Origin of the sequence: Bradyrhizobium nanningense, assembly GCF_004114535.1 — a bacterium.
In the GTDB taxonomy this organism is placed as follows: domain Bacteria; phylum Pseudomonadota; class Alphaproteobacteria; order Rhizobiales; family Xanthobacteraceae; genus Bradyrhizobium; species Bradyrhizobium nanningense.
On sequence record NZ_LBJC01000028.1, the window covers coordinates 240354 to 261530 of the forward strand.

The 21177-nt window shown below is 63.6% G+C and carries 21 protein-coding genes; 5 read left to right on the plus strand and 16 right to left on the minus strand.

Annotated features, from left to right (window positions below; all coding sequences use genetic code 11):
* Window positions 1-98: 98 nt before the first annotated feature.
* A complete protein-coding gene (locus tag XH84_RS24095) occupies window positions 99-539 on the minus strand; it encodes a baeRF12 domain-containing protein (protein WP_128916369.1) in 441 nt (146 codons plus the stop codon).
* Between the two features lie 121 nt (window positions 540-660).
* Here XH84_RS24095 and XH84_RS24100 point away from each other — a divergent pair, with 121 nt between their 5' ends.
* From XH84_RS24100 to XH84_RS24110, 3 genes are all read left to right on the plus strand, one after another.
* Window positions 661-1347 (plus strand): CBS domain-containing protein, encoded by a 687-nt coding sequence (locus XH84_RS24100; protein WP_128916370.1) that lies wholly within the window; start codon window positions 661-663, stop codon window positions 1345-1347.
* A gap of 39 nt (window positions 1348-1386) precedes the next feature.
* Window positions 1387-1521, plus strand: a complete 135-nt coding sequence (locus XH84_RS41670) for a hypothetical protein (RefSeq protein WP_347338716.1) — start codon at window positions 1387-1389, stop codon at window positions 1519-1521.
* Window positions 1522-1805: 284 nt separating this feature from the next.
* Entirely contained in the window at window positions 1806-2645 is an 840-nt protein-coding gene (locus XH84_RS24110) for a universal stress protein (protein ID WP_128916371.1), read from the plus strand.
* A 52-nt stretch (window positions 2646-2697) separates the two neighbouring features.
* On the opposite strand, the gene XH84_RS24115 is transcribed toward XH84_RS24110, so the two are convergent.
* Complete coding sequence (locus XH84_RS24115) at window positions 2698-4278, minus strand: glycoside hydrolase family 17 protein (RefSeq protein WP_245471839.1); 1581 nt, start codon at window positions 4276-4278, stop codon at window positions 2698-2700.
* A gap of 747 nt (window positions 4279-5025) precedes the next feature.
* Between XH84_RS24115 and XH84_RS24120 the strand changes: the two genes are divergently transcribed.
* Window positions 5026-5592 (plus strand): SCO family protein, encoded by a 567-nt coding sequence (locus XH84_RS24120; RefSeq protein ID WP_164935849.1) that lies wholly within the window; start codon window positions 5026-5028, stop codon window positions 5590-5592.
* A gap of 1 nt (window position 5593) precedes the next feature.
* Window positions 5594-6331, plus strand: a complete 738-nt coding sequence (locus XH84_RS24125) for a class I SAM-dependent methyltransferase (protein ID WP_128916373.1) — start codon at window positions 5594-5596, stop codon at window positions 6329-6331.
* 3 nt (window positions 6332-6334) lie between these two features.
* On the opposite strand, the gene XH84_RS24130 is transcribed toward XH84_RS24125, so the two are convergent.
* The 14 genes from XH84_RS24130 to XH84_RS24195 form a co-directional block, all read right to left on the minus strand.
* Window positions 6335-6835, minus strand: coding sequence for a TlpA family protein disulfide reductase (locus XH84_RS24130; RefSeq protein ID WP_128916374.1), 501 nt, complete (start codon window positions 6833-6835; stop codon window positions 6335-6337).
* Window positions 6832-7737: a 1,4-dihydroxy-2-naphthoate octaprenyltransferase gene (menA, locus tag XH84_RS24135; RefSeq protein WP_164937395.1), complete on the minus strand. Its 906-nt coding sequence runs from the start codon at window positions 7735-7737 to the stop codon at window positions 6832-6834. The genes XH84_RS24130 and menA overlap by 4 nt, the downstream gene beginning before the upstream one ends.
* A complete protein-coding gene (locus XH84_RS24140; RefSeq protein ID WP_128916376.1) occupies window positions 7734-8612 on the minus strand; it encodes an ABC transporter permease in 879 nt (292 codons plus the stop codon). The genes menA and XH84_RS24140 overlap by 4 nt, the downstream gene beginning before the upstream one ends.
* 7 nt (window positions 8613-8619) lie before the next feature.
* A complete protein-coding gene (locus tag XH84_RS24145; RefSeq protein WP_128916377.1) occupies window positions 8620-9108 on the minus strand; it encodes a protein NosL in 489 nt (162 codons plus the stop codon).
* Window positions 9086-9970, minus strand: coding sequence for an ABC transporter ATP-binding protein (locus XH84_RS24150; RefSeq protein ID WP_128916378.1), 885 nt, complete (start codon window positions 9968-9970; stop codon window positions 9086-9088). The genes XH84_RS24145 and XH84_RS24150 overlap by 23 nt, the downstream gene beginning before the upstream one ends.
* Window positions 9967-10989, minus strand: a complete 1023-nt coding sequence (locus tag XH84_RS24155) for a NapH/MauN family ferredoxin-type protein (protein WP_128916379.1) — start codon at window positions 10987-10989, stop codon at window positions 9967-9969. The genes XH84_RS24150 and XH84_RS24155 overlap by 4 nt, the downstream gene beginning before the upstream one ends.
* Entirely contained in the window at window positions 10986-11681 is a 696-nt protein-coding gene (locus tag XH84_RS24160; RefSeq protein ID WP_206734060.1) for a 4Fe-4S dicluster domain-containing protein, read from the minus strand. The genes XH84_RS24155 and XH84_RS24160 overlap by 4 nt, the downstream gene beginning before the upstream one ends.
* Before the next feature lie 89 nt (window positions 11682-11770).
* Window positions 11771-13192 carry a nitrous oxide reductase family maturation protein NosD gene (gene nosD, locus XH84_RS24165; protein ID WP_128916381.1) on the minus strand — a complete coding sequence of 474 codons (1422 nt, stop codon included), beginning with the start codon at window positions 13190-13192 and terminating at the stop codon, window positions 11771-11773.
* A 3-nt stretch (window positions 13193-13195) separates the two neighbouring features.
* Entirely contained in the window at window positions 13196-14416 is a 1221-nt protein-coding gene (locus tag XH84_RS24170) for a hypothetical protein (RefSeq protein ID WP_128916382.1), read from the minus strand.
* Between the two features lie 86 nt (window positions 14417-14502).
* Complete coding sequence (locus tag XH84_RS24175) at window positions 14503-15249, minus strand: c-type cytochrome (RefSeq protein WP_128916383.1); 747 nt, start codon at window positions 15247-15249, stop codon at window positions 14503-14505.
* A 32-nt stretch (window positions 15250-15281) separates the two neighbouring features.
* The gene (locus tag XH84_RS24180) at window positions 15282-15965 is read right to left on the minus strand and encodes a c-type cytochrome (RefSeq protein ID WP_164935851.1); all 684 of its coding nucleotides are present in this window, start codon (window positions 15963-15965) and stop codon (window positions 15282-15284) included.
* A gap of 166 nt (window positions 15966-16131) precedes the next feature.
* Window positions 16132-18423 carry a Sec-dependent nitrous-oxide reductase gene (nosZ, locus tag XH84_RS24185; RefSeq protein ID WP_128916385.1) on the minus strand — a complete coding sequence of 764 codons (2292 nt, stop codon included), beginning with the start codon at window positions 18421-18423 and terminating at the stop codon, window positions 16132-16134.
* A gap of 831 nt (window positions 18424-19254) precedes the next feature.
* Window positions 19255-20457 carry an LLM class flavin-dependent oxidoreductase gene (locus tag XH84_RS24190; RefSeq protein ID WP_164935852.1) on the minus strand — a complete coding sequence of 401 codons (1203 nt, stop codon included), beginning with the start codon at window positions 20455-20457 and terminating at the stop codon, window positions 19255-19257.
* A gap of 121 nt (window positions 20458-20578) precedes the next feature.
* A complete protein-coding gene (locus XH84_RS24195) occupies window positions 20579-21175 on the minus strand; it encodes a DUF2478 domain-containing protein (RefSeq protein ID WP_164935853.1) in 597 nt (198 codons plus the stop codon).
* Window positions 21176-21177: the final 2 nt, after the last annotated feature.

A 21177-nucleotide genomic window follows, 5' to 3' on the forward strand; every position in this document is an offset into this window, starting at 1 on the left:
CCTGGCGGCTTCACCTGCGGTCCCCTGATAGATTATCGCGATCTGGCTCGGCAATTGTTAGCCCGCTCTCGAACATGACAACGCCAGGGCCGGCGTGATTATCGGTCAAGGAGATGCTTTTCGATGTCGCCGACCGAATGCTTGGTCAGGTCCCTGGCCAGTTCCGCGACAACGCGGCGCTTTACATCAGGATGAAGGGCTGACCGGACGTCCGCCAGCGCTCGCGGCGGCGCGACGACGACCAGCGCCGTCGACCGATCGCTGCGGATGACCTGCTCCAGTGCGTCCGCAACTTGTTTGACGAACCGATGCTCTTCGAGCTCGTGCCAATCGGTCATTCCGACGGCGCTTCTATGCCCCGAAGACTTGCTCACCCGGCCGGGACGATCGGTCCCCTGGCTATGCGCCGGCGGATTCATGTCTTCGAAGACCGCCTCCACCCTGAGGTTCGGGAACTTCTCGTTGCCTTCGTTGCGTAAGAAAAGCGCCTTCCGACCGTCACCGACGAACACGACAGCATGATGCGGAATCCTGGTCATTTCGGACGGCCTCCGTTTGCCTGCCGAAAAGTACCCTCCTCGTCCAGGTACCCCTTGATCCCGATCAATCCCGCTGGCGAGAAAGACGGCAAGATGCCAGCAAGCAATATGGAGGTTCGTCATGCAAGCACAGGACGTGATGATTTCACCTGTGGTGACCGTCGGCGCACATGCAACGGTTCGCCAGATCGCCAAGATCATGCTCGAGCGCCACATCAGCGCAGTTCCCGTCGTCGATACCGACAACAAGATCCTGGGAATCGTAACCGAGGGCGATCTGTTGCATCGAACCGAATCCGGCACGGAGCGCGCTTATGCCTGGTGGCTTCGCCTCTTGACTGGCGACGCGCAAATGGCGACTGACTACGTCAAGTCCCACGCGGTCAAAGTCGAGGATATCATGACCCGCGAGGTCGTGACGGCCAGTCCCGAAACGCCGCTGAGCGACATCGCCATGCTGCTCGAGGAGCGTCAGATCAAGCGAGTGCCGATCGTCAACAAGCAGGGTCAGCTCGTCGGCATCGTCAGCCGCGCCAACCTGTTGCAAGCCGTCGCGAGCGCGAGGCCGAAGCTGGAGATCTCGCTTCCCGACGCAGCCATCAGGAAGCGATTCCTCGATGAGATCAAGAAGCAGCCTTGGGCACATACGTTCAACCTCAACGCAACGGTCCAAAACGGCGTCATCGACATCTGGGGCTTCGCACCGTCGGTGGCGGAACGTACTGCCATACGCGTGGCGGCCGAGGCGATCCCGGGCGTCGTGCTCGTGAATGATCACCTGCTCGAAACCCCGGCCTTCGTTTACTGACGCAGATCTGACCGGTTGCTCGTTCATAACGGGGATTTCATGCCGCACTTTGTCGTCAGCTTTCTGAAGGATCTTGTCGGCGACCAAGGACAAGTCTGCGAAGTATGTCAGCGCGCGATCGAGATTGATGCCGATGACGAGCTGGAGGCCGCTCAGCTGGCAAAGGTTCTGTGAGCTTCACGCCGTCCGGGACCGGTCCCTGCACGCCGACCGCCTCGACGTGCAGCCGGTTGACTTCCCTTCCTGACGGTGTTCAGCGGTGAGGTGATCGGACAAGGCGATGGAGGCACGGTCACGCTTGCGACCGGATATCCGGCTGCCGCGCTCTTCCTCCGCCGCGATGCCAGAGCGACTTGTTGGAAGAGACTAACCGGAGAGCTCCGCCACCGGTTGACCCAGGTCAAGACGTTCCTCTGTGACGCTGGGAGTATGTCTGCCTCCATCGAAGGGGTAGCGGCATGATTAAGGACATCCTTGTACACATTCCCACGGAGCGAGCGTTGAGACCAGTCGTCGACGCGGCGATCTCCCTGGGCTTGGCGTTCGACGCACATGTGGATGCCATTGCCATTGGTTACATTCCGGCCAGCGGCGCATTCGTCGTCGACGGCGGAGCAGCCGCTACCGTCGCGGCACTGTTCGAGACAGAGCAGGAGCGTGCCGCCGAGCGCAGCACGACGGCACTCTCGGTGTTCGAGATGGCGGCGCGCACGGCAGGAATTTCCTATCAATGCCGTTCGATCGAGAATTCTCCAACCGAAGCTGCGTCTGCTCTGGGCGAGGCCGCCCGTCTCTACGATCTGACGGTTGTCCTACAGCCGGACACCGCGCTGGACTCGTTCGACAATACGACGGTCGTGGACGTTCTGCTTCAAGCCGGCGGCCCCGTGTTATTCGTGCCCCACATTTTCCACGGCTCCTTCAAGGCCAGGCGCATCGGTATCTGCTGGGATGGCAGCCGGCTCGCAGGTCGCGCACTCAGGGATGCGCGGAAGTTCTTGTCTCGTGCCGACGCGGTGGTCGCCATCTCCATCAACGAGTCCGAAGTTCCCGCGGAAGCAGCCACGCAGAAGCTCGTGCAACGCCTCGGACGCACCGGGCTGACGACGAGCCTGATCGAATTGACGGCAGAGCATTCCGAGATCCAGCCATCGATCCTCTCGTTGGCCGCCGATGAAGATCTCGACATGCTGGTCATGGGCGCCTACGGACATTCCCGCCTTCGGGAGGGAGTACTTGGCGGTGTAACCCGCGAGATGCTGAAGACCATGACGGTGCCGGTCCTGATGTCGCACTAGTCGGCATCCGGGCGGTTCCCAAACATCTTATTCTCCCGCGTGGGACCCGCTTTCAGACCCGCGCGCGCCATAGCGAGGCACCAAGCAGAAGGTAGGCCGCGCACGTCCACAGCGCCTGCCAGTTCGCCGGCCCTTCGTTGAAGCCCACGTAGATCGCCGCCCCGACAAACACGCCGGCGAACAGCGACTCCGCCAGAGGACGGCTTCCCTTGTCGGGCGAATTGAGCAGCGTCATGGCCGCCAAGGGCACCGCCGCCATGGTGAGCGCGGCAAAGGGGAAGTCGATATTGCGCGGATCGAAAACAAGCGCGACCGCCGTCGCCGCTCCGATCACGGCGGTTGCCATCAAGGCGAGGCCGTAAATGCTCAGCAACATCGATTCAGTCCAGTAGCCTTTGGGACCCAGCAGTTGCTGTAGACTGGGCGGCGGGCGGCCCGACATCAGGCCGTGGGCGCCAAGCACCGGCGAGATCGTCGCCGCCACCAGAAGAGAGCTCCACAACAGCCAACCACCCGCTCCCACACTTTCGAGGAACACCTTTTGCGCGGCCACGCCAAACAGAATTCCGGCTGCAGTTGCCGATATTCCGACCGCGAACCAGGAAGTCAGGCCGGACCTCCTCGGTCTGCGACTCAAGGTCAACCATGCCGCGCCGAAGGTCAGTATCGCCAGCACAATGCCGCTGCACATCTGCAGCTTCCAGAGCGGATAGTTGCTGACGGGGATATTGGGCGGATATTTCAGCATGCGCCGCTCGCCTCCGAACAGGCCCCATGATCCGCCGACGGTGCCCTCGATGTCCCGCTTCCAGGATTCGTCATACGCCTCGAACAGGTTGACGCGGAAGTTCTCGCGCCGAGCAAGGTCGAGGACCTCCGAGACCACCCGTGCCTGATTGATACGCGAAGGTAACGCCGATTCCCGCATCCGCCCCTGGCTCGGCCAACCGATCTCTCCGATCAGGATTTCCTTGCCCGGAAATGCCGCCGCGATCCGCCTGCGAATTGCGCCGGCATGAGCGGCAGCGGATTCTGCCGGGATTGGTACGTTCTCCCAATATGGCAGGATATGGATCGTGACGAAATCAACGGCGTCGTAGAGCTCACGATTGCTCAGCCAGAACTCCCAGACGTCTGCATAGGTGACAGGGACGCTGACCTGCGCCTTCACCGAGCGGAGCGTGGCGATCAGATCGGATACGGTGATATCCTTGCGCAACAATGTCTCGTTGCCGACCACCAGCGCGATGATGGTCCCGGGATATTCCCTGGCGAGGCGTATCGCCGTCGATATCTGTGTCCGGTTCTTCTGCTGATCCTTGTCGAGGAAGATTCCCTGGATGACCTTCAGCCCCGCTTTGGATGCAAGTTCGGGGATTTGGTCGAGACCAAGATCTGTCGCATAGGTACGGATGCAGTCGGATATCTCGGCAAGTTGCGCGAGATCTTCCGCGATCTGTTCACGCGATACCTGCGTGGCGGGTGAAAGTGACGTCTGATGGTTGCGGAATGGAGCGTATGAGATACATTGTACCTTGTCGGTCGGATCGATGGGCGCGCGCACCAGATTGACCGGCATCCCCAACCACCACCAGACGGCGACGATTGCCCCCAGCGACGTCAGCAGGAGCATCAGCGGAATGTAGAGAGAATTGACGCGCCGTCCTGCCGGCGTGAGCGGCTGCGTCGTGAACCAGCTTGCCTTTCGACGATAAACCAGCCGATCACCTGCAAGGCGCGGCTTTTCGAGCGCGGCGATGTGGCGGGCGCGTCGCATCTTCAATTCACTTCTCAAACATGGGCGCAGCCCGCCTTGCCAGATCGGATCAAATCTAGAATAGCCTCGCAAGCTCAAATTGAGATGGCTCAAGGATGCGGACGTTCGTTGTGGCTTTTCCGGGCCTCCAGGATCGGCGCGATGTCGACGCGCCCATCTCACCTCCCCCATGCCTAAAGCGCAATACCCCATGACCCGATGGTCTTTTCGCTCTCACGCGGACGTGAGGAAGCTTTTGGAAAATATATGTCCTATTCCCCGGTCCCGCTGCAAAATGGGCCGTGGGTTGGAGCTTCGACCACGGAGGTCCATTGCACCGATTTGTTGCGAAAGCGAACGCCGACCACTTCATTCGTCTTCTGAACAGCAGCGATCTCACGCCTGACAAGAGAGCGGATCGCCCATTAGCTGAACCACACCAATTCTAGCGTGATGTCGGCCGCCGGCGTCAAACCGGACGCGGCCGGGCAGATTGAATTTCCGTCACTGGTTTCGACGACCACATCCCGGGCAAAAAAACGCTGGGCTCATCCAACCGTCGGCAATCACCGCAATTGACTGGCATCAAGGCGGTGAAGCTCGATGTGGGCTTGGGTTTTTCCCATGGGCATTTTCCGGCATTGCAGCGTATTTCCCCGGCTCGCCGTCATTCTCGTCGCGGTGCTTTGCGTGGCTGTCCCCTCGATGGCAGGCGCAGTCGACCTCGTCGGCGTGCGCCAGGACGGACGCGAGATCGCTTCCGCCGACGTTCCCGGCTGGAGACTTGTCTATTTCGGCTATACCCATTGCCCGGATATCTGTCCGATCTCGTTGCAGAGCATGGCTCAGGCCCTCGACGCGCTCGGGTCGATCGGAGAACGCATGACTCCGGTCTTCGTGACCGTCGATCCGCAACGGGACACGCCCGACGTCCTTGCCGAATACGTATCCAGCTTCCATCCGCGCATGATCGGCCTGACACCTCATCCCGAGCAACTCCCGGCCCTGGCCAAGGCCTGGCGCGTCAAATACGCCCGCGTCGAGCTCAAAGACGGGAATTCCTATGCGGTCGACCACACGGCCGCGATCTTCCTCGTCGACCCCGCCGGTACCGTCATCGGCCGCTACCCGCACGACCTCGACGGAAGCGGGCTGGCCGAGCGCATCCGCGCCTCGATGCTGGCAAGATGACATGAGCGCCGGTGAGAAGCTCGCGGACAGCTTCGGCGCCACCGAGGTTTCCGTCGACAAGCGGCGGCAACTGATCCGGCGCACGTTCGAACAAGTCGCGCCGCGCTATGACCTGATGAACGACCTCATGAGCATGGGCATTCACCGGCTCTGGAAATCGGGCTTCGTCGCGCTTGCGGCGCCGCGGCCGGGCGAGATCGCTCTCGACCTCGCCGGCGGCACCGGCGATATCGGCCTGGCGCTCGCCGCCGCCGGCGCCCGCGTGCTGGTCGTCGACCCCTCCGCGGCGATGATGCGGGTCGGACGGATGCGCGCGGGAGTAGAACGGATCGAGTGGATCGCTGCCGAAGCGGAGCACCTGCCGTTCCCCGACGCGTCCATCGACCTGCTCACGATCTCCTTCGGCATCCGCAATGCGACCGACGTTGCGGTCTCACTGCGCGAGATTGCCAGGGTCCTGCGGCCCGGCGGGCGCTTCTTCTGCCTGGAATTCTCGACGCCGCGCCCATGGCTGAGACCGCTTTACGGCCTGTGGTCCCGCACCACGATTCCCCTTCTCGGCGCTGTCGTCTCCGGCCGGCGCGATGCCTATCGCTATCTCGTCGAGTCGATCAGGAGATTTCCCGATCAGACGGAATTCGCATCGATGATCGCATCCAGCGGGCTGGTCGATGTGCGATGGCGCGACGTCTCGTTCGGCATCGCCGCGGTTCACTTCGCGCGCAAGCCCGCCGAATGACCTTCAAGGCGACGCGAAGCCGAGCAATTCGCGGCGAAGCGCGGGGTCTGCCCACTCGCCCTCCCCTCGCATGCGTGCGACCTCGCGTCCCTGCGCGTCGACGAGGATGGTCGTCGGCAGCGCCGCGACGCCGAGCGCGACCGCCGCCTCACGGTCGCGATCGTGATAGAGTTCGAGATCGCGTACGCCCAATTTGGACGTCGTGCGGTCGATCGCATCCCAGCCGAGCCGGTCGACCGACACCGCGACAACACGCACGCCCTCCCGGCCGAGATCGGATTGCAGCGCCGCGAGCGCCGGCAGCTCGACCCGGCATGGAACGCACCAGCTGGCCCAGAAATGCAAAACGGTCAGGCGCGCACCGAATTGCGCCGCCGTGTGTCCATCGCCGTTGCGATCGCGGACGACGTAGTCGATCTGCTTCGGCGCCAACGGCACGAAATCCGCCGCGCGGGCGGACGTCCACATCGCCACGGCGCAGAACATCGAGACGAGGCGGATCATCGCACGCTCATCAGCAGGACGGCGACAATTCCCGCGGCCAGCCCGATCTGGAAGTGCACGGTCGCGGCCAGCATCGCATTCAGCGCACGTGACACCGGTGTTCGGGCCAGCCGATGCCCCAGATACAGCGCAGCCCCAAAGGCCGCCGCGGCAACGACAATCGCGGCACGATTGATCGGCCAGAGCGCGATTCCGGCCACGATGGCAGCGCTCGCCAGTTCGAGGACGTAGAGATATGCCGTGCCGACCGGGCCGAGAACCATCGCGAGCGTCTGCCGTCCCGAAATGGCATCCTCGGCACGATCGCGGTGGTTGTTGACGGTCAGGACCGCCGCGGCCGGCAGGCCGATCGCGAGCCCGAGAAGCACTGACGTCGCGTCGAACCTGTTCGCACCGAGCCAGACGATTCCGGTCGTCGCGACCACGCCGAAGAACACGATCACGAAAACCTCGCCGAACCGGCTGGCGGAGATGGGCCAAGGGCCATAGGAATATCCCCAAGCCGCCAGCAATGAAGCCGAGCCGATCGCCAGGATCGGCGCGCCTCCATAGACGACAGCGACGCTGCCGAAGGCCGCAGCGATGAGACTGGTCACGATGGCGCCGCGCCGAACTTGCGCCGCCGACATGATGCCCGCTCCGACGAGCCGCAGCGGTCCCAACCGTTCCGATGTGTCGGCGCCGCGGCCGCCGTCGGCGGAATCGTTGGCGAGATTGGTCGTGATCTGGATGAACAGCGCCGATGCCAGGGCGGCAATGACGGGAACGGTTGCAAGCCTGCCATAGGTGACCGCTGCATAGACCAATGCTACGGCGATCGGCGTCACGGACAGCGCCAATGTTCTCGGCCGCGCGCCCAGAATCCAGGTTCCGATTGCACCTGTTGATGCCAGCGCCGTCACAGCAGATCTCCACGCCGAAACGCCCGGAAGCCAGCATAGGCCGACCCGGCTCCGAGTGCCAACGGGTAGGCCAGCGACCAGATCAGGAAGCCCGCGCGGCCGAAGACGTCGAAAACGGCATAGGCCGTCGAGCCCAGGAGCACGAGCTGCGGATCGAACAAGATCATCGATCCGATCCGGAACACCTGCAGCGGATTGAGAAGTGCGATGGCGACCACCCCTTCGACCGGCATGCGGTCGCGGATCAGGACGCCGAGCAGGACGAGATCGAGGCCGAGGATGAGGACGAGCCATAACAGGAATGCCGCGGTCTGAGCCAGATCCACCGACCTCGCCACGGACGCGATGAAGAAGCCGAGACCGACGAAAGCAAGGATCATCGCGAGCAGAATGCCGATATCGAAACCCAGCTCCGCCCAGGGAATCGCGACCGCGCGCACTGCTCCATAAGCAAGCGCCGAGGCAAGCGCGCCGACCACCGGCGCCGCCGCAAGGACGTATCGGGCGAAGAAGCGGCCGGCGTACCAGGCACCCAGTCCGACGGGGAGTCCGAGCACGTATTCGTACACGCCGGCTTCGCGATCACCCGCCAGCGAGCGCACCGTGGTGACCAGCACGAAGATCGGCAGGATGGCCATCGCGAGCTGAATATAGGCAACGAGCGTGCGCGACAGGCCCGTGAAGCCGAGCACGCGGCTCTCGGTCAGGCCGAAGACCAGCAGCAGACCCACCAGGGCGAAGAAGACGGCGGCGTAGGCCCAAAACCATCTGGCGCGGAGTGCCTGTGCGATCTCGAGCCGGAACGTGGCGGCAAATCCGGACACGGGGCTAGGCTCGAACAGAACGGACGTGGGGTTGGGCGGAGCAAGCAGCATGTCTTCCTCACGTCGGATGGGCGCAGAGCGCCTTTTCGCAAATCGCCGCGGAAGCTGTCGCGAAATCCGCTGGATGGCCCGCCTTGGCCCCCGCCGCGTAGCCGTGTCCCATCGGCGTCGCCACGCCTGCACGATATCGGGCCGAACGCGCGGGGAGCCATCTCGCCGGATCGCCCTCGTCGGCGACCCAGAAGGCGATTTCGGTCCACTCCAGCTCCTTGCGCTGGGAAGCGGCGATGACCGCGCAACCGAAATCGTCGTAGACGCGAACCCGCCCGATGTCTGCGTTCCAGATCTCGGCCGCGTATCGCGGATCCCCGATCGGCATGCCGCAATAATCACAGCTCTCGCGCTTCAGCTTGATGGCGCGGGGCGCAGGCCCGACCTCCTGCGAGCAGCCTGCCAAGCCGCCGGCCGCCGCAAGGCCCAGCGCCATGCAGACAAGTCGACGTCGCGTCGGGGCGATGCCGGCCTCAGGCGGACAAGGTATCGGCATTCACGCTCTCCCGATCGGCCTCGCGCAACTCCACGCCGGAGAGCAATCCGGCGTGGCGCGCGACGAAACCGAGAAACCTGAGCCGGTCCGGGCCGGCAATCGCGCCGCGCCAGCGGTGCCCTTCGAATTGCGTCAATCCCCATTCTCCCGCCGCACGGGCGAAGCTTGCCTCCACACGGTTGGTTTCGACCTCGACGAGAAAGCTGGATCCGAGCGCGCCGGCGTCGGTCACCGTATCGTCCAGCACGATGCGTCCACGGTCGAGCTCCACCACCCGGTCCACAAGCGGCGCGATTTCGTCGATGCGGTGGCTCGAGATGATCATGGCGGTGTGCCGGCCGCGCGCCGCGAGAAGATCGTAGAATACGGCGCGGGCGGCCGGATCGAGGTTCGCGGTCGGCTCGTCGAGAATGAGCAGCCCAGTCGGCCTGCCAAGGGCGAGTGCGATCAACAGCTTCTGCTTCATGCCCCCTGACAAACGCACGAAGGCGCGATTGCGGACCGCAGCGACATCGAGCCCAAGGCTCTTGGCAACGCCTTCGATCTCCTCGACCGAGGCACCCGACACCTCTGCCACATAGCGAATGAAGGCGCCGGTCGGCGTCTCGAGCCGCGGCGCAATCTGAGGCACGAAGCCGATCATCCGCAGCAGCCGCGCCCGGTCGCGGCGCGGATCGAGCCCGTCGATGGAGATCGATCCATGATAGCTGTATTCCCCGAGCAGGCTGCGAAACAGGCTGGTCTTGCCGGCGCCGTTGGAGCCGACCAGGGCGATCCGCTGTCCCGAAGGCGCTTCAAGCGACAGATGATCGAGCACCCGCGTTGCGCCGAACTGCTTGCTCAGCTCCTTGATGAGGATCATGCGCCCTCCTCCTCGGACTTGTCGTCGGCGCCTGAGCGGGCAAGGCCGACAATGTCGAATGTGAGGGCACCCGTCGGACAGACGTCGATGCACATGGCGCAGCGCGTGCAATCGACCCCGATCGGAGTTTCGACCTCGCGGGCGAAGCTGAGCTTGGTGATGTCGAGCACATGGGGAACGAGACAGACCTGTCGACACTTGCCTTCGTGCAGGCACTTGGTCGCGTCGTACATGACCCGCACCGGCGCCACGATGCCGGCAAGACCGTAGCCGAGGCCGACCGGGCAGACGTAGCGGCACCACAGCCGGCGCGACCAGACGATCTCGGCCAGCAGCAACAAGCCGACCCAGATGAGGCCGATGATGGTTCCATAGGTGAGCGCCCGCGACAGAATGCCGACCGGCGAGATGGCCTCGAACAGCGGATAACCGGAGACGAAGGCAAGCACCGCGAAGACGAAGAACATGATGATGCGAAGGCGCCGGTCGAGTTCATGGTCGCGGACGAGCTTCTTGCCCACGAGCTTCAGGTGCACCATCTCCGCCAGCTCCGACAGGAAATGGTAGGGGCAAACCCAGGAGCAGAACGTTCGACCGCCGATCACCGCGTAGATCAGCAAGACGGTCGTCACCCCGATCACGAGGTTGATGACCACATGCTTGTGCGCGAGCATGAGCTGCAACGAGGAGTTCACGTCCGCAAAATGGAATCCCAGCACGCGCGACGCGGTCAGCGCCCCTTCGACCAGCTGCAGGTCGATCCAGTACGAGGCCACGAACAGGCCGTTGACCGCGAAGATCGATGCCCAGCGGATCATCCGCCATTTGTGCGATTGAACGGCCTCGGCGCGCTCGTTCTCGATCGCAGCTTTGCGACGCTTGCGCTCTTCCGGGCTCTTCTTGAAAGCGAGCAGCTCGCGCGCTTCCTCGGTCATGTCCTCAGGCGTGGGCTTCTGCGGGGCTGCGCCGAGCATCAGCGCCAGATCCCGCAGCTTCCGCGCGATCAACCGGCTGCTCATGTTTTGGGCCCTCCGGGATCTCGCCCTTTGACACGGACGTCGACACGGATCGCCGCAGGCTCGGCGGGGCACATCATCTCGCAGACGCCGCAGCCGACGCAGGCATCCTTCACCATCGGCGTGCGCCGGCGGTCCTGCGGATCGCTCGACACCGGCACCAGCTCGATCGCGTCCTTGATCGGACAATGCCGCACGCAGAGATCGCAGGTTCCGAGGTCGTAGGGGTGAGAGGCAACCGGCTGCGGCTTCCATCGATCGATGTCGGAATAGCGCAGGTGCCCCTTGAACGCTTCGCCGCGCGCCAGACCCTTGAAGCCTTCGCCCTTGCGCGCCAGGCAGGCATCCGGCGCGGCCAGGCGCGCCACGCCCATGCGCGACTGCTCCTTGGCGTCGATCAGATGGCTGAGCGCGCCCGTCGGGCACGCCAGCACGCACTGCGTGGCGTCACAGGAGAAGTCGCACGCCTGCGCGCGGGCCGCAATGTACGGCACACCATTGCCGATCCCCTGGTCGAGATCGCTGAGCCTGATCGCGTCCACCGGGCAGACCTGGACACATTGTCCGCATTTGATGCAGGCGGCGAGGAAATCCTCCTCGTCGAGCGCTCCGGGCGGACGAAGTCGGGGCGCAGCCTCCACCGCGCGATGGTCGAGCAATGTGAGGAGCGACGCGCACACCACCACGCCGCCCACTGCGGCGGACCGCAGCAGACGCCGGCGAGCCTCGTCGACGCGAGGCGAAGACCTTCCTGGCGGCGTGGGGGCGGCTGCTTCGTCGTCTTTCACCGCAGCACCTCCTTGACCTGCGCGCTGCGGACTCCCGCATCTGCGACCGCATCGATACGCGGAGCCGGATCCGCCAGCACCAGGCGCGGTTCCGTGAGCGAGCCGAGCCGCTCGACGAGATCGATCATTTCGAGCGAGGGCGCGCCCCGGAAGAATTGTGCGTCGGGCACATCCATCCAAAGCCTGTCGGCCCAGGTCCAGACACGATACGGCGTATCGCCTGCACCATCGTGATTGCGGTCAAACCCATCGTAGGAATCCCAGAAATTCCCGGACCAGACGTTGCGCTGGGCGGACCCGCCGCCGGCGACCATGGCCTGGGCATGGTTGCCGAAAAACGCGTTGTCCTCGAACGCATTTCCCTCCCAGCCGGAATGGAAAGCGACCGCCACGCCGTTATAGGCGAAGCGATTGGCCTTGAAGGCGTTGTGGGATTCAGGATCGTAGGGCGAGGCATCCATGAACAGGCCGCGCGCATTCGCGAACACGTCGTTATGCTCGATGCGCGCTCCGGAGGACTCCTTGAAACCGATACCGATGCCCGACGGGCCCTGACTATACTGGATGACGTTGTCGGCGAGCACGTTGTCGTTGGCGTACATCAGGAATACGCCCACCGTGTTCGCGACAAGGACGTTGTGCCGCAAGTCGTTCTGATGCGCATACATCAGATGCACGCCGTACCGGCTGTCCCGAATCCGGTTGCCGTTGATGGTATTCTCCCTCGAATACCAGACGACCGTATCGCGTGTGCGAAATATCTCGTTGTCCTCGATCCGGTTGCCATTGGAATACCAGACGCGGATCGCATCGCCACGGAGCGCCTCGGGCAGTTCCTTGGACGAAATGCGATTGCGCCGGATGATGTTCATGTCGGACTGCTTGAGCTCGAACCCGAACAGGCAATCCTCGATCAAATTATCGCGGAAGACGCCGTGCTTGCCCCGCACGCGCACGGCGGAATCGGTCGATTCGTGCCTCTCGCCGGAATTGCGAAACGTGAGGCCGACGACCTGCACGTCATCGGCCGTCACGGTCATGATCGACCCGACGCCGCCGCCATCGACGACCGCCCCCGGCTCGCCCTCGATCCGCATCGGACGGTTCACGACGCCCGGCGCCGCGTAGACGCCGTGTGCGAGGTGCAGGACGCCACCCGTCGGGGTGGCGTCTATCAACGGCTGAAGTGCGGCCGCATCGCGCGGAAAGCGCCGCAGGCTCTCAAGCTCCTCTTCGGACCGAGGATCGGGCGGCGGAGGATGATGGTCGGCAAAGCCGGCGTCGCGCGTGAGGTCATAGACCCCGAATGTGGCGGCGACCCTGCCGAAGGCAAGAGCCACGAGCACCACGACCGCAAGCCCAGAGAGAGCGAGAGCCCCGCCCCGCACCCAACCCAGCAGTCGTAGCCGCGCAGACATCGTTCAGTCCTTTGCCGCCTTCGGCGCGGCGCGGCGCAACAGCACGGCGATGGCCATCGCCGCGCCGACCACGCACATCAGCGCGAAGCCGGTGTAGGGATAGGAGTGCGTCGAGAATTGCGCGACCTTGCCGTCACCGAACACCGTCGGCATGAACGGCTTGAGTGTAAATGCACCCATGGCATTGAGGCTATGGCCGTACCACCAGAGCCAGGCCGCATACTCCATGATGAAGGCCGCCGGCAGGATCATGGGAACGACGCCGAGCGCATAGAACAGCACCGAGCGAGATTGGCGGGCGACCCACAGGAAGGCCAGCATCGCCGCCAGCACGGCGCCATAGACGACGTAAAGCGACGTCGTCATGATGGCCACGAGCCGCGCATTCCTGGCCGGCTCGTTGAACCAGCGTCCGAGACTTTCGTCATAGTGCCATGCCATCACGTCGATCCCGCGGCCGGTCCATTGCGGCGCCGGGTCGGTCAGGCTGACCGGCGCCTTCTGCTCATAGACGGTCTTCAGGATCTGAATGAGCTGGTCCTTGCCGGCATTGCGCTCGACCTTTGGCGGTGCCGTCTCGCCGATATGGCTCTTGGCCAAAGACTCCTTGAGCTGCCGCACGACAGGGTGCAGCGTGTCGCTGCTCGCCTCATCCTCCGCACGTCCGAGACTGTCGATGAGGCCGACGATCCAGCCCCGCTCGAGATAGCGAATGCCATTCGGCGCGAACAGGGCCAGCGACATCCAGACTGCAATTCCGGCAAAACCGAGCGCCATTGCGGCGGTTCGCAAACCCGCGCCCGGCAGCGCGAAACCGACGATCAGGACGCCGAGAAAGGAAAACAGAAACGGCGACAACAACTTTTCGACCGGGCCGCCCGATGCGATCGGATACATGCCGACGAAATGATTGATCGTATCCATTTCATGGACGCAATCGAGCGCCTCCTTCTCCAGCACCTCCTTCGACTCCCGCATCACGCAACCGTTCGAGATACGGTTGACATGGAAGTTGATGCGAACGCCCTGCGGGAAGGTCTGCGGCGGATAGTTCGGAGCGGTGAGCGACACCCACCATACAGGCAGGAAGAACGAAGCCGCGAGCGCCACCAGCGCGACCAGCGACGCCACGCGCATCAACGGCATCGCCCAGGTGCGACGAAAAGCCGAGCTTGCGGGGCTGCTCGTGGGCCTCCCCGTCGTGACGCTCGCGATCTTGTTCATATGTCGATCTCCTGCATTGCGATCACCTCAACCCGCGGCCGCGAAGCCGATGGGGTGGGCCGCAATTCTCCTCGAAACCGCAGGACCTACTTGAAGTCCGGGTTCTTCCATCCCTTCGGCGCGACCAGGTCGGCCGGCGGTTTCAGGCGCGAGACGTAGTCGAGCACGGCCAGCGTATCCTTGTCCGTGAAGTTCTTGATCTGCTCGACCATCTCGGGATTCGAGTTGCGCCTCTTGCCTTCCTTGATCCAGCGATACTGCCGCACGAGATACTCGTAGTGCTGGCCCTGGATCCGCGGATAGAACTTGTCCGCGTTGCCAGCGCCGTCCGGACCGTGGCAGCGGACGCAATTGTCGGCATAGAGCTTTGCGCCCAGCGCAAGATCGTCGCCCTTGCCGACGCCATTCTCCGGATTCATCCTCAGGATGGCGATGTACTCGGCCACGTCGGCGATCGCCTGCGTGCCGCCGATCTCCGACGGCAGCGCGAACGGATACATCGTGGGATTGTCGCGGTGGCCGTCGCGAATGTCGGCGAGCTGCTTGATGATGACGGAGCGATGCTGGCCGGCGAGCTGCGGGAACGTTCCGTCGACAAGGCCCCAGCCTTCCGGCTGGTGGCAGGCCGAGCAGACCTCGTAGACGTCGCGGCCGTTGTCCTTGTTCGGCTTGAGGTTCAGCGCCTCGTCGCGCTCGCCCCCCTGACTCATCCATTCCTTCTTCTGCTTGTTCTCTTCGAACTTCTGCTGATCGACGGCGGGTCCGGCGGCGTAGACCAGGCTCGTTCCGACCAGGGCCGCGGCCAGCATGGCCGCCGAAAGTGCTCTTTTCATCGCATGTCTCCAATCTTGCTTCGGCTCATCGCCTATTTCGGGCCACGCTCGACCTGCGACAGGTAGTCGGCGATCAGAGCGATCTTCGCGTCATCGAGCTTCTTGGCGAACGGCAGCATCGTCGCGACCTTGCCCCCCTTGCGGATTCCGTCGCGGATTTCCGTCATCTGCAGCGCGACATAGTCGCGCTTCTGACCGGCAATCAGCGGATAGGTCGCAAGCGGCTTCGATCCATCCGGGCCGTGGCACGTCCCACAGCCGCTCTTCAGATAGGCGTCCTTTCCGGCGGCAAGCCGCGCGCCGTCCGGAGCCGGTTCGAGCGGACGCGGCTTTGGAGTCGGCTGGCTGGCCAGGAATTCCGCAATCGCGGCCCGCTCCTCGGCGCTCGTCAGATGCATGACGTCCTTCATGCCCTGCGTGCGCGGATAGCCCCGCGGATCGGGACCCGACACGCGGCTCCCGTCCGTGATCGCCGCCATTTGCGCCAGCATGTATTTCGCGTCCTGGCCGGCGAGATCCGGGTAGTTTTGAATGGCCTTCGCGCCATCGCGGCCATGGCAGGCCACGCATGTCTTGGCGCGGAACAGCGACTTGCCGTCGAGCACGCCGGGCGAGGCCGTTGCCGCCTGCCCTTCGCTCGGGGCGGCGGTCTGCGCAAAGGCCGCGGCCGCGGTGGCAAGGAGCGCTAGCGTGGCCAGGATACCGATTGTCTTCATCTGTCGTCGACCTCGACTTGGGATCGGACTTCGCATTGGACTTAGCGTTGGACTTGTGACTGGCCAGGCGCACTTGCGCCTGACGTCGGTGTTGAATGGGCGGTGCGGAGAGCTCTTGCCGCCACCGACGACCGGCGGCGGCAAGACTGCACCCCGACCGGTCGGCTCACTTCGCGGCGGTCTTCGCGCCGTGCTCCTCGAGGTAGGTCTTGACGCGCAGGCCGATGTCGGCGGCCTTGACCTGGTACTGCCACCACTGGTTCGCCCAGAGGGTCGCCTGCTGCCAGTCTTCCTTCTTGGCGGCGTCTTCGGCCTTCGCCTTCGCGTCTTTCACGAAGTTGAGTTGGTCCGTCGCGTCGTCGACGAGCGCGACGACGGTCGGGAAGTCCTTGTAATTCGTGGAGAGGATGTACTTGACGACGCTGTCGATGACGCCCTGTGTTTCGAGATTGGTCTTGTACTGCTTGTCGTAGTCGGCCTTGGCGTAGACGGCGCCTGCCGTGGCCTTCGCCGCAACCTGTTCGACAAGTCCTTTCGGCTTGACCATCAGGTACCCTTCCATCTCGAGATGCAGCGCCGAACAGAATTCGGTGCAATAGTACGAGAAGGCGCCGGGTCGGTCGGCCTTGAACGTCACGGATGCCGTCTTGCCGGGCTCGAGGCTAAGATTGCCGATGTACGTCGACACGGCAAAGCCATGCGTCTCGTCCTCGGCGCGCTCGGCGTTGGTCCAGTGGAACGTGACCTCGTCGCCTTCGGTGACGTCGACGATCTCAGGCGTGAAGTGCGATCGAATGACGGTGCCAAAGACGGTGACCTTGCCGGGCTCACGTACGATCTTCTCGGAGCCCGGCCGGACCGCGAAGGCGCTGTCCCGCTCCGTGCGGCTGTCAGTGCCGTACTTGTAGCGGACCAGGGGCTTCAGCTTGTCGGCGGAGATCGCCGCGGCATAGTGCGGCTCGCCGAGCGGCACCGGCATGTCGTACAACAGCTCCATCTTGTCGCCGGAGATGTCGATCAGCTGGTGGTTCTGCGGATGCAGCGGACCAACTGGATTGAAGCGGTCGATCGCGAGCTTGTTGAGGGCGATCAGGTATTTTCCGGCCGGTGCGGCGCTCTCACCTTCCATCGCCGTGAGATGCCCGATGTTGTAGTGGACCGACAGCTTGTCGAGAACCTTGCCTTCGCAATAGTCGTATTTCGCAATCTGGCTATCCACGTACAGCGAGGTGTAGGCGATGCACGGCTTGGAATCGAACTGCGTGTGCAACGGGCCGAGGCCGAGCTGAACCTGCTTGTGCAGCACCTGCTTCATGTCGAGGATCGGAATCCCGTAGGCGTCCTTGGAAGCGAATTGCTTGGCGTCGACGGCCGCCTTGATCTTCTCCCACGAATAGACCGACACGTTGGTGTCGAGCTTGCCTCCGACGATGATGTACTTGCCGTCCGGCGTGACGTCGGCGCCATGCGGCGATTTCGGCTCCGCAATCAGATAGACGAGGCCTTCCGCGATCGCAGTCTGCAACGAGATGACGTCGTGCCCGTTGATCTTCGTCGTCTTGCCGGCGGCGGCGACTTCCGCCGCCTTCTTCCAGTTGATCACGTGCAGGAAGTCGGCGTCGTTGGCCGAGCAGCCGGCCTCGAAGGGCGGCTTGCCCTGTTCGATGCCGCCGACATAGCGTTCGGCACAGAACGAATTGGTGAAAGACCAGCCGTCCGACGGACCCTTGCCGGCGTCCGACAGGTCCTGCGTGTAGGGCGGCAGCTCGATCGAGAACGACTTCGCCGTGTCGATCTGTCCCTTCTCGCGATCGAACTTCCAGTAGGTGATCGCGCCGCGGAACTTTTCGTTGAACTCGGACAGCGGCGCGTAGCCGCGGCCGAGAACGCCCGGATACTGCGCCGCCTCGATCACGTATTCGGAATTCGGCGTCACGAAGGTACCGCCGTGCTCCGACTGCATGATCGGGTTGGTGACGATCTGCCGCGTCTCGAAGTCCTTGAGCGAGATGACCGCGATACGCGGATTCGCCTTGTCGTTGATGAAGAGGAACTCGCCGTCCGGTTTACCGCCGGTCTCCGATAGTCCCGGATGATGGGTGTCGCCCCAGTTGGGATTGCGGCCATCGATCTGACCTTGCGCCAGAACCTTCTTCGATTCGTCATCGTAGCCATAGCCCTGCCAGGGCTCCGGCGTGAACACGGCAATGTATTTCAGAATGCGCATCGACGGCACGCTGTAGACGATGACCTGCCCGGACTGGCCGCCTGATGAGAAGACTAGAAACTCGTCGCGTCCGCCCGTCGGCACGTAAGTCTTGGCCGCCGCCAACACATCCTTCTGACTGAGATTGCGACGCTTCATCACGTCTTCGAGGCTTTCAGCAGCAAACAGATTCGTTCCGGCGAAGCAGAGCAAGGCCCCCGCAGCCACAGATACCCTATATAATGCCTTCATTTCGTGCTCCTGTAGCGTCCACCGCTTGCGCTCGAATACCCAAAGACGCAGCGCGACGGCATCGCCGCCAATTCGGCCTTTCGGTGCCACGTTGCCAATTCCAGCGATGAGAGCACCGCTACTCATCGCCGGCCGGATAGATAGTGAATCGCTGCTCTCGCGCGCATTGATCGGGCGCAAAGCATGACTTGACCGCGGTCAATTGAGGATCGCCTCTCCATCGCACTTGGAGACTCGAGCGAAGACGAGCGTCAACGACTCGCCGCAGCGCCCGTTGAAGCTCGCACGCCGAAAAGCGAATGGAAGCTCGGAGAACGGTTCGATTACGCGCCCTGCATATGTCTGTTCGCTTGAGCGACTCCTGCTCGACGCGAACATCTTTCGGGCCGCCTTTCTGGCCGCGTTCTTTGTCGGGGCGCAAACGTTTGGTCGTTTTTGAATCGCAGCACCGGATTCACCGGCCTGCTCGACCTTTCCTCAGTTCGACGCCATCCGCCCTGGGAGCGGAATTCCGTCAGCCCGCCGCTCGCACCTTCCCGCATGCGGAAGAGGCTTGTTCGCACTCAAAATGTAGAGCTTTCGTTGATGATCGCATGCGCAGCCCGACGCGTTGGCGCGCACTCCAAAGATCGAGGAGGGCAGCCAGGCCGCTTCTGGGTCCCGGCTCTGCAGCAGCGCTACGCGCTGCAGCGCGTCCAGGACAAGAGAGTCTGCTGGCCGATGCGGAAGATGGTCTCGCGCCCGGACGCAGCGCAGCGCTTCCTCGGCGATGCGAAGCATCGTCCGGAGCGGTGCGCTGCTGAGCCGGGGCCTATGCGAGATGCGGCGCCCCTACCCCGCCGCCTTCGCCGGCACGACGTTGATGGCGAGCTTGCCGTAGCGGTCGGTGAAGGCCTGCGTGTCGATCTCTTCCAGCTGGATCTCGCCGCTCATCACGCTCTGCTTCCAGGCCTCCTGCGCCGGGTCGTTCTGAAATTCCGGCATCACGTCGCGGCCAAACAGCTCGAGCGATTCGCAAATGTGCTCGTGGCTGTTCTTGCCGGCCTGGTTGAGCAGGATGACCTGGTCGATATGCGAAGACTGGAAGCGCTTCAGTTTCCTCCGGATGGTCTCGGGCGAGCCGATCAGGCCGCCGCGCAGCGCCGCCTCCTGCGCCTCCGGATTGTCGCGCTTCCACTTATTGTACTCGTCCCACATGTTGACGGTGTAGGGCGCGGGACGCTGGCGGTTCTGCGCGGCGCCGTAGAAGCGCAACGCGAACTGGAAGAAGGTGGCGCCGTCGGCGCGCGCACGCGCCTCTTCGTCGGTCTTGGCGCACATGAAGAACGACACCAGCGCCATGTTCGGGTTGATCTGATAATCCGCGAGCTTGTGCAGCCGCTTGGTCATGGCGTTGTAATAGGCGTGCACCCAGGCGTGCGCGGCGTCAGCGCTGACGAACTGGAAGCCGAGCGCGCCAAAACCGTGACGACCGGCGCGCTCGATGGTCGGCAGCTGCGAGCACGCCATCCACAGCGGCGGATGCGGCTTCTGCACGGGCTTGGGCACGACGTTGCGCAAGGGGATGTCGAAATACTTGCCGTGATGTTCGCTGCCGGCGTCCTTGAACATCGGGAAGATCGCGGCGACAGCCTCCTCGAACACCTCCTTCTTGGTCTCCATGTCGCGGCCGAACGGCGTCAGCTCGGTGATGGACGCGCTCTCGCCCATGCCGAATTCGCAGCGGCCGTTCGAGAGCAGATCGAGCACCGCAACGCGCTCGGCGACGCGCGCCGGATGGTTGGTGGTGAGCTGGAGGATGCCGTGGCCGAGCCGGATGTTCTTGGTGCGCTGGCTGGCGGCGGCGAGGAAGGATTCCGGCGAGGGCGAGTGCGAATATTCCTCGAGGAAGTGATGCTCGACCACCCAGGCATGGTCGTAGCCGAGCTTGTCGGCGAGTTCCATCTGCGAGAGCGCGTTCTGGTAGAGCCTCAGCTCGTCGCCGGCCACCCAGGGCCGAGGCAGTTGCAGCTCATAGAAGATGCCGAACTTCATGGCGTCGCTCTCCCGCACTGTCTTGTTATTGCGGGTATTGTATTGAGCGAGGCGATCCTGTCCACCACGCCGTCAATTCCGCGACGTGGAAGACCAGGGATCGCAAGGCGATGCGCAGCTTTCAGGCCACGTGCAGATGCTCGCTGCCAGTCGGTGGCTGACCGAGCAGAGCCGCGAGGGCCGCGATCGCCTCCTGGCGCGGCTCCGGCGTCGCTGCGACCGTCCTGAAGTATTCGCCGCAGAAATCGGTCCAGGCCTCGAGGTTGCTACTGGGAACGCCGATCACGAGGCTCTTGCCAGACTCGATGCAATGGGCAATCAGGTCGCGCAAGCCCCCGCCTTCCGCCTCGGCCTTGCCGAACTTGTTGAGAAAGACGATCTCGGCGTCGACGAGCTGGGCTTCGACCAATTGTGCCGCTTCGAGCAGGCGCGGCGTGGAGAGACGACAGGAGGTCGCGCCCGCGCCGAGGTCCTCCGAGATCGAGATCGACCGGCCGGTGGCGAGCTCGTGCAGAACCATGTCGCAGCGTGTGCGGCCCGGCTGGGGCACGTCCTCCTGGATCAGGCCGGCCAGGCTCTTGCCCGAGCGGCGAAGCTCGGCGACGAGACCTGTGAACCACCGGTTCACGGCGGGGCCCGAATCATAGACCAGGGCAACGCTGATGGCGGCCGAAGGCCTTGCGGTGCTATCGGCTGCATCGCGGGATTGCTGAAGCATGT

Coding starts and splice junctions, on each gene's coding strand:
- nosD (WP_128916381.1), bottom strand. CDS start 13,192: ATGTCTGCGCGGCTACGACTGCTGGGTTGGGTGCGGGGCGGGGCTCTC.
- XH84_RS24095 (WP_128916369.1), bottom strand. CDS start 539: ATGACCAGGATTCCGCATCATGCTGTCGTGTTCGTCGGTGACGGTCGG.
- XH84_RS24190 (WP_164935852.1), bottom strand. CDS start 20,457: ATGAAGTTCGGCATCTTCTATGAGCTGCAACTGCCTCGGCCCTGGGTG.
- XH84_RS24155 (WP_128916379.1), bottom strand. CDS start 10,989: ATGAGCAGCCGGTTGATCGCGCGGAAGCTGCGGGATCTGGCGCTGATG.
- XH84_RS24110 (WP_128916371.1), top strand. CDS start 1,806: ATGATTAAGGACATCCTTGTACACATTCCCACGGAGCGAGCGTTGAGA.
- XH84_RS24100 (WP_128916370.1), top strand. CDS start 661: ATGCAAGCACAGGACGTGATGATTTCACCTGTGGTGACCGTCGGCGCA.
- XH84_RS24195 (WP_164935853.1), bottom strand. CDS start 21,175: ATGCTTCAGCAATCCCGCGATGCAGCCGATAGCACCGCAAGGCCTTCG.
- XH84_RS24170 (WP_128916382.1), bottom strand. CDS start 14,416: ATGAACAAGATCGCGAGCGTCACGACGGGGAGGCCCACGAGCAGCCCC.
- nosZ (WP_128916385.1), bottom strand. CDS start 18,423: ATGAAGGCATTATATAGGGTATCTGTGGCTGCGGGGGCCTTGCTCTGC.
- XH84_RS24120 (WP_164935849.1), top strand. CDS start 5,026: ATGGGCATTTTCCGGCATTGCAGCGTATTTCCCCGGCTCGCCGTCATT.
- XH84_RS24115 (WP_245471839.1), bottom strand. CDS start 4,278: ATGCTCCTGCTGACGTCGCTGGGGGCAATCGTCGCCGTCTGGTGGTGG.
- XH84_RS24145 (WP_128916377.1), bottom strand. CDS start 9,108: ATGCCGATACCTTGTCCGCCTGAGGCCGGCATCGCCCCGACGCGACGT.
- XH84_RS24180 (WP_164935851.1), bottom strand. CDS start 15,965: ATGAAGACAATCGGTATCCTGGCCACGCTAGCGCTCCTTGCCACCGCG.
- XH84_RS24175 (WP_128916383.1), bottom strand. CDS start 15,249: ATGAAAAGAGCACTTTCGGCGGCCATGCTGGCCGCGGCCCTGGTCGGA.
- XH84_RS24125 (WP_128916373.1), top strand. CDS start 5,594: ATGAGCGCCGGTGAGAAGCTCGCGGACAGCTTCGGCGCCACCGAGGTT.
- XH84_RS24140 (WP_128916376.1), bottom strand. CDS start 8,612: ATGCTGCTTGCTCCGCCCAACCCCACGTCCGTTCTGTTCGAGCCTAGC.
- XH84_RS24130 (WP_128916374.1), bottom strand. CDS start 6,835: ATGATCCGCCTCGTCTCGATGTTCTGCGCCGTGGCGATGTGGACGTCC.
- XH84_RS24150 (WP_128916378.1), bottom strand. CDS start 9,970: ATGATCCTCATCAAGGAGCTGAGCAAGCAGTTCGGCGCAACGCGGGTG.
- XH84_RS41670 (WP_347338716.1), top strand. CDS start 1,387: ATGCCGCACTTTGTCGTCAGCTTTCTGAAGGATCTTGTCGGCGACCAA.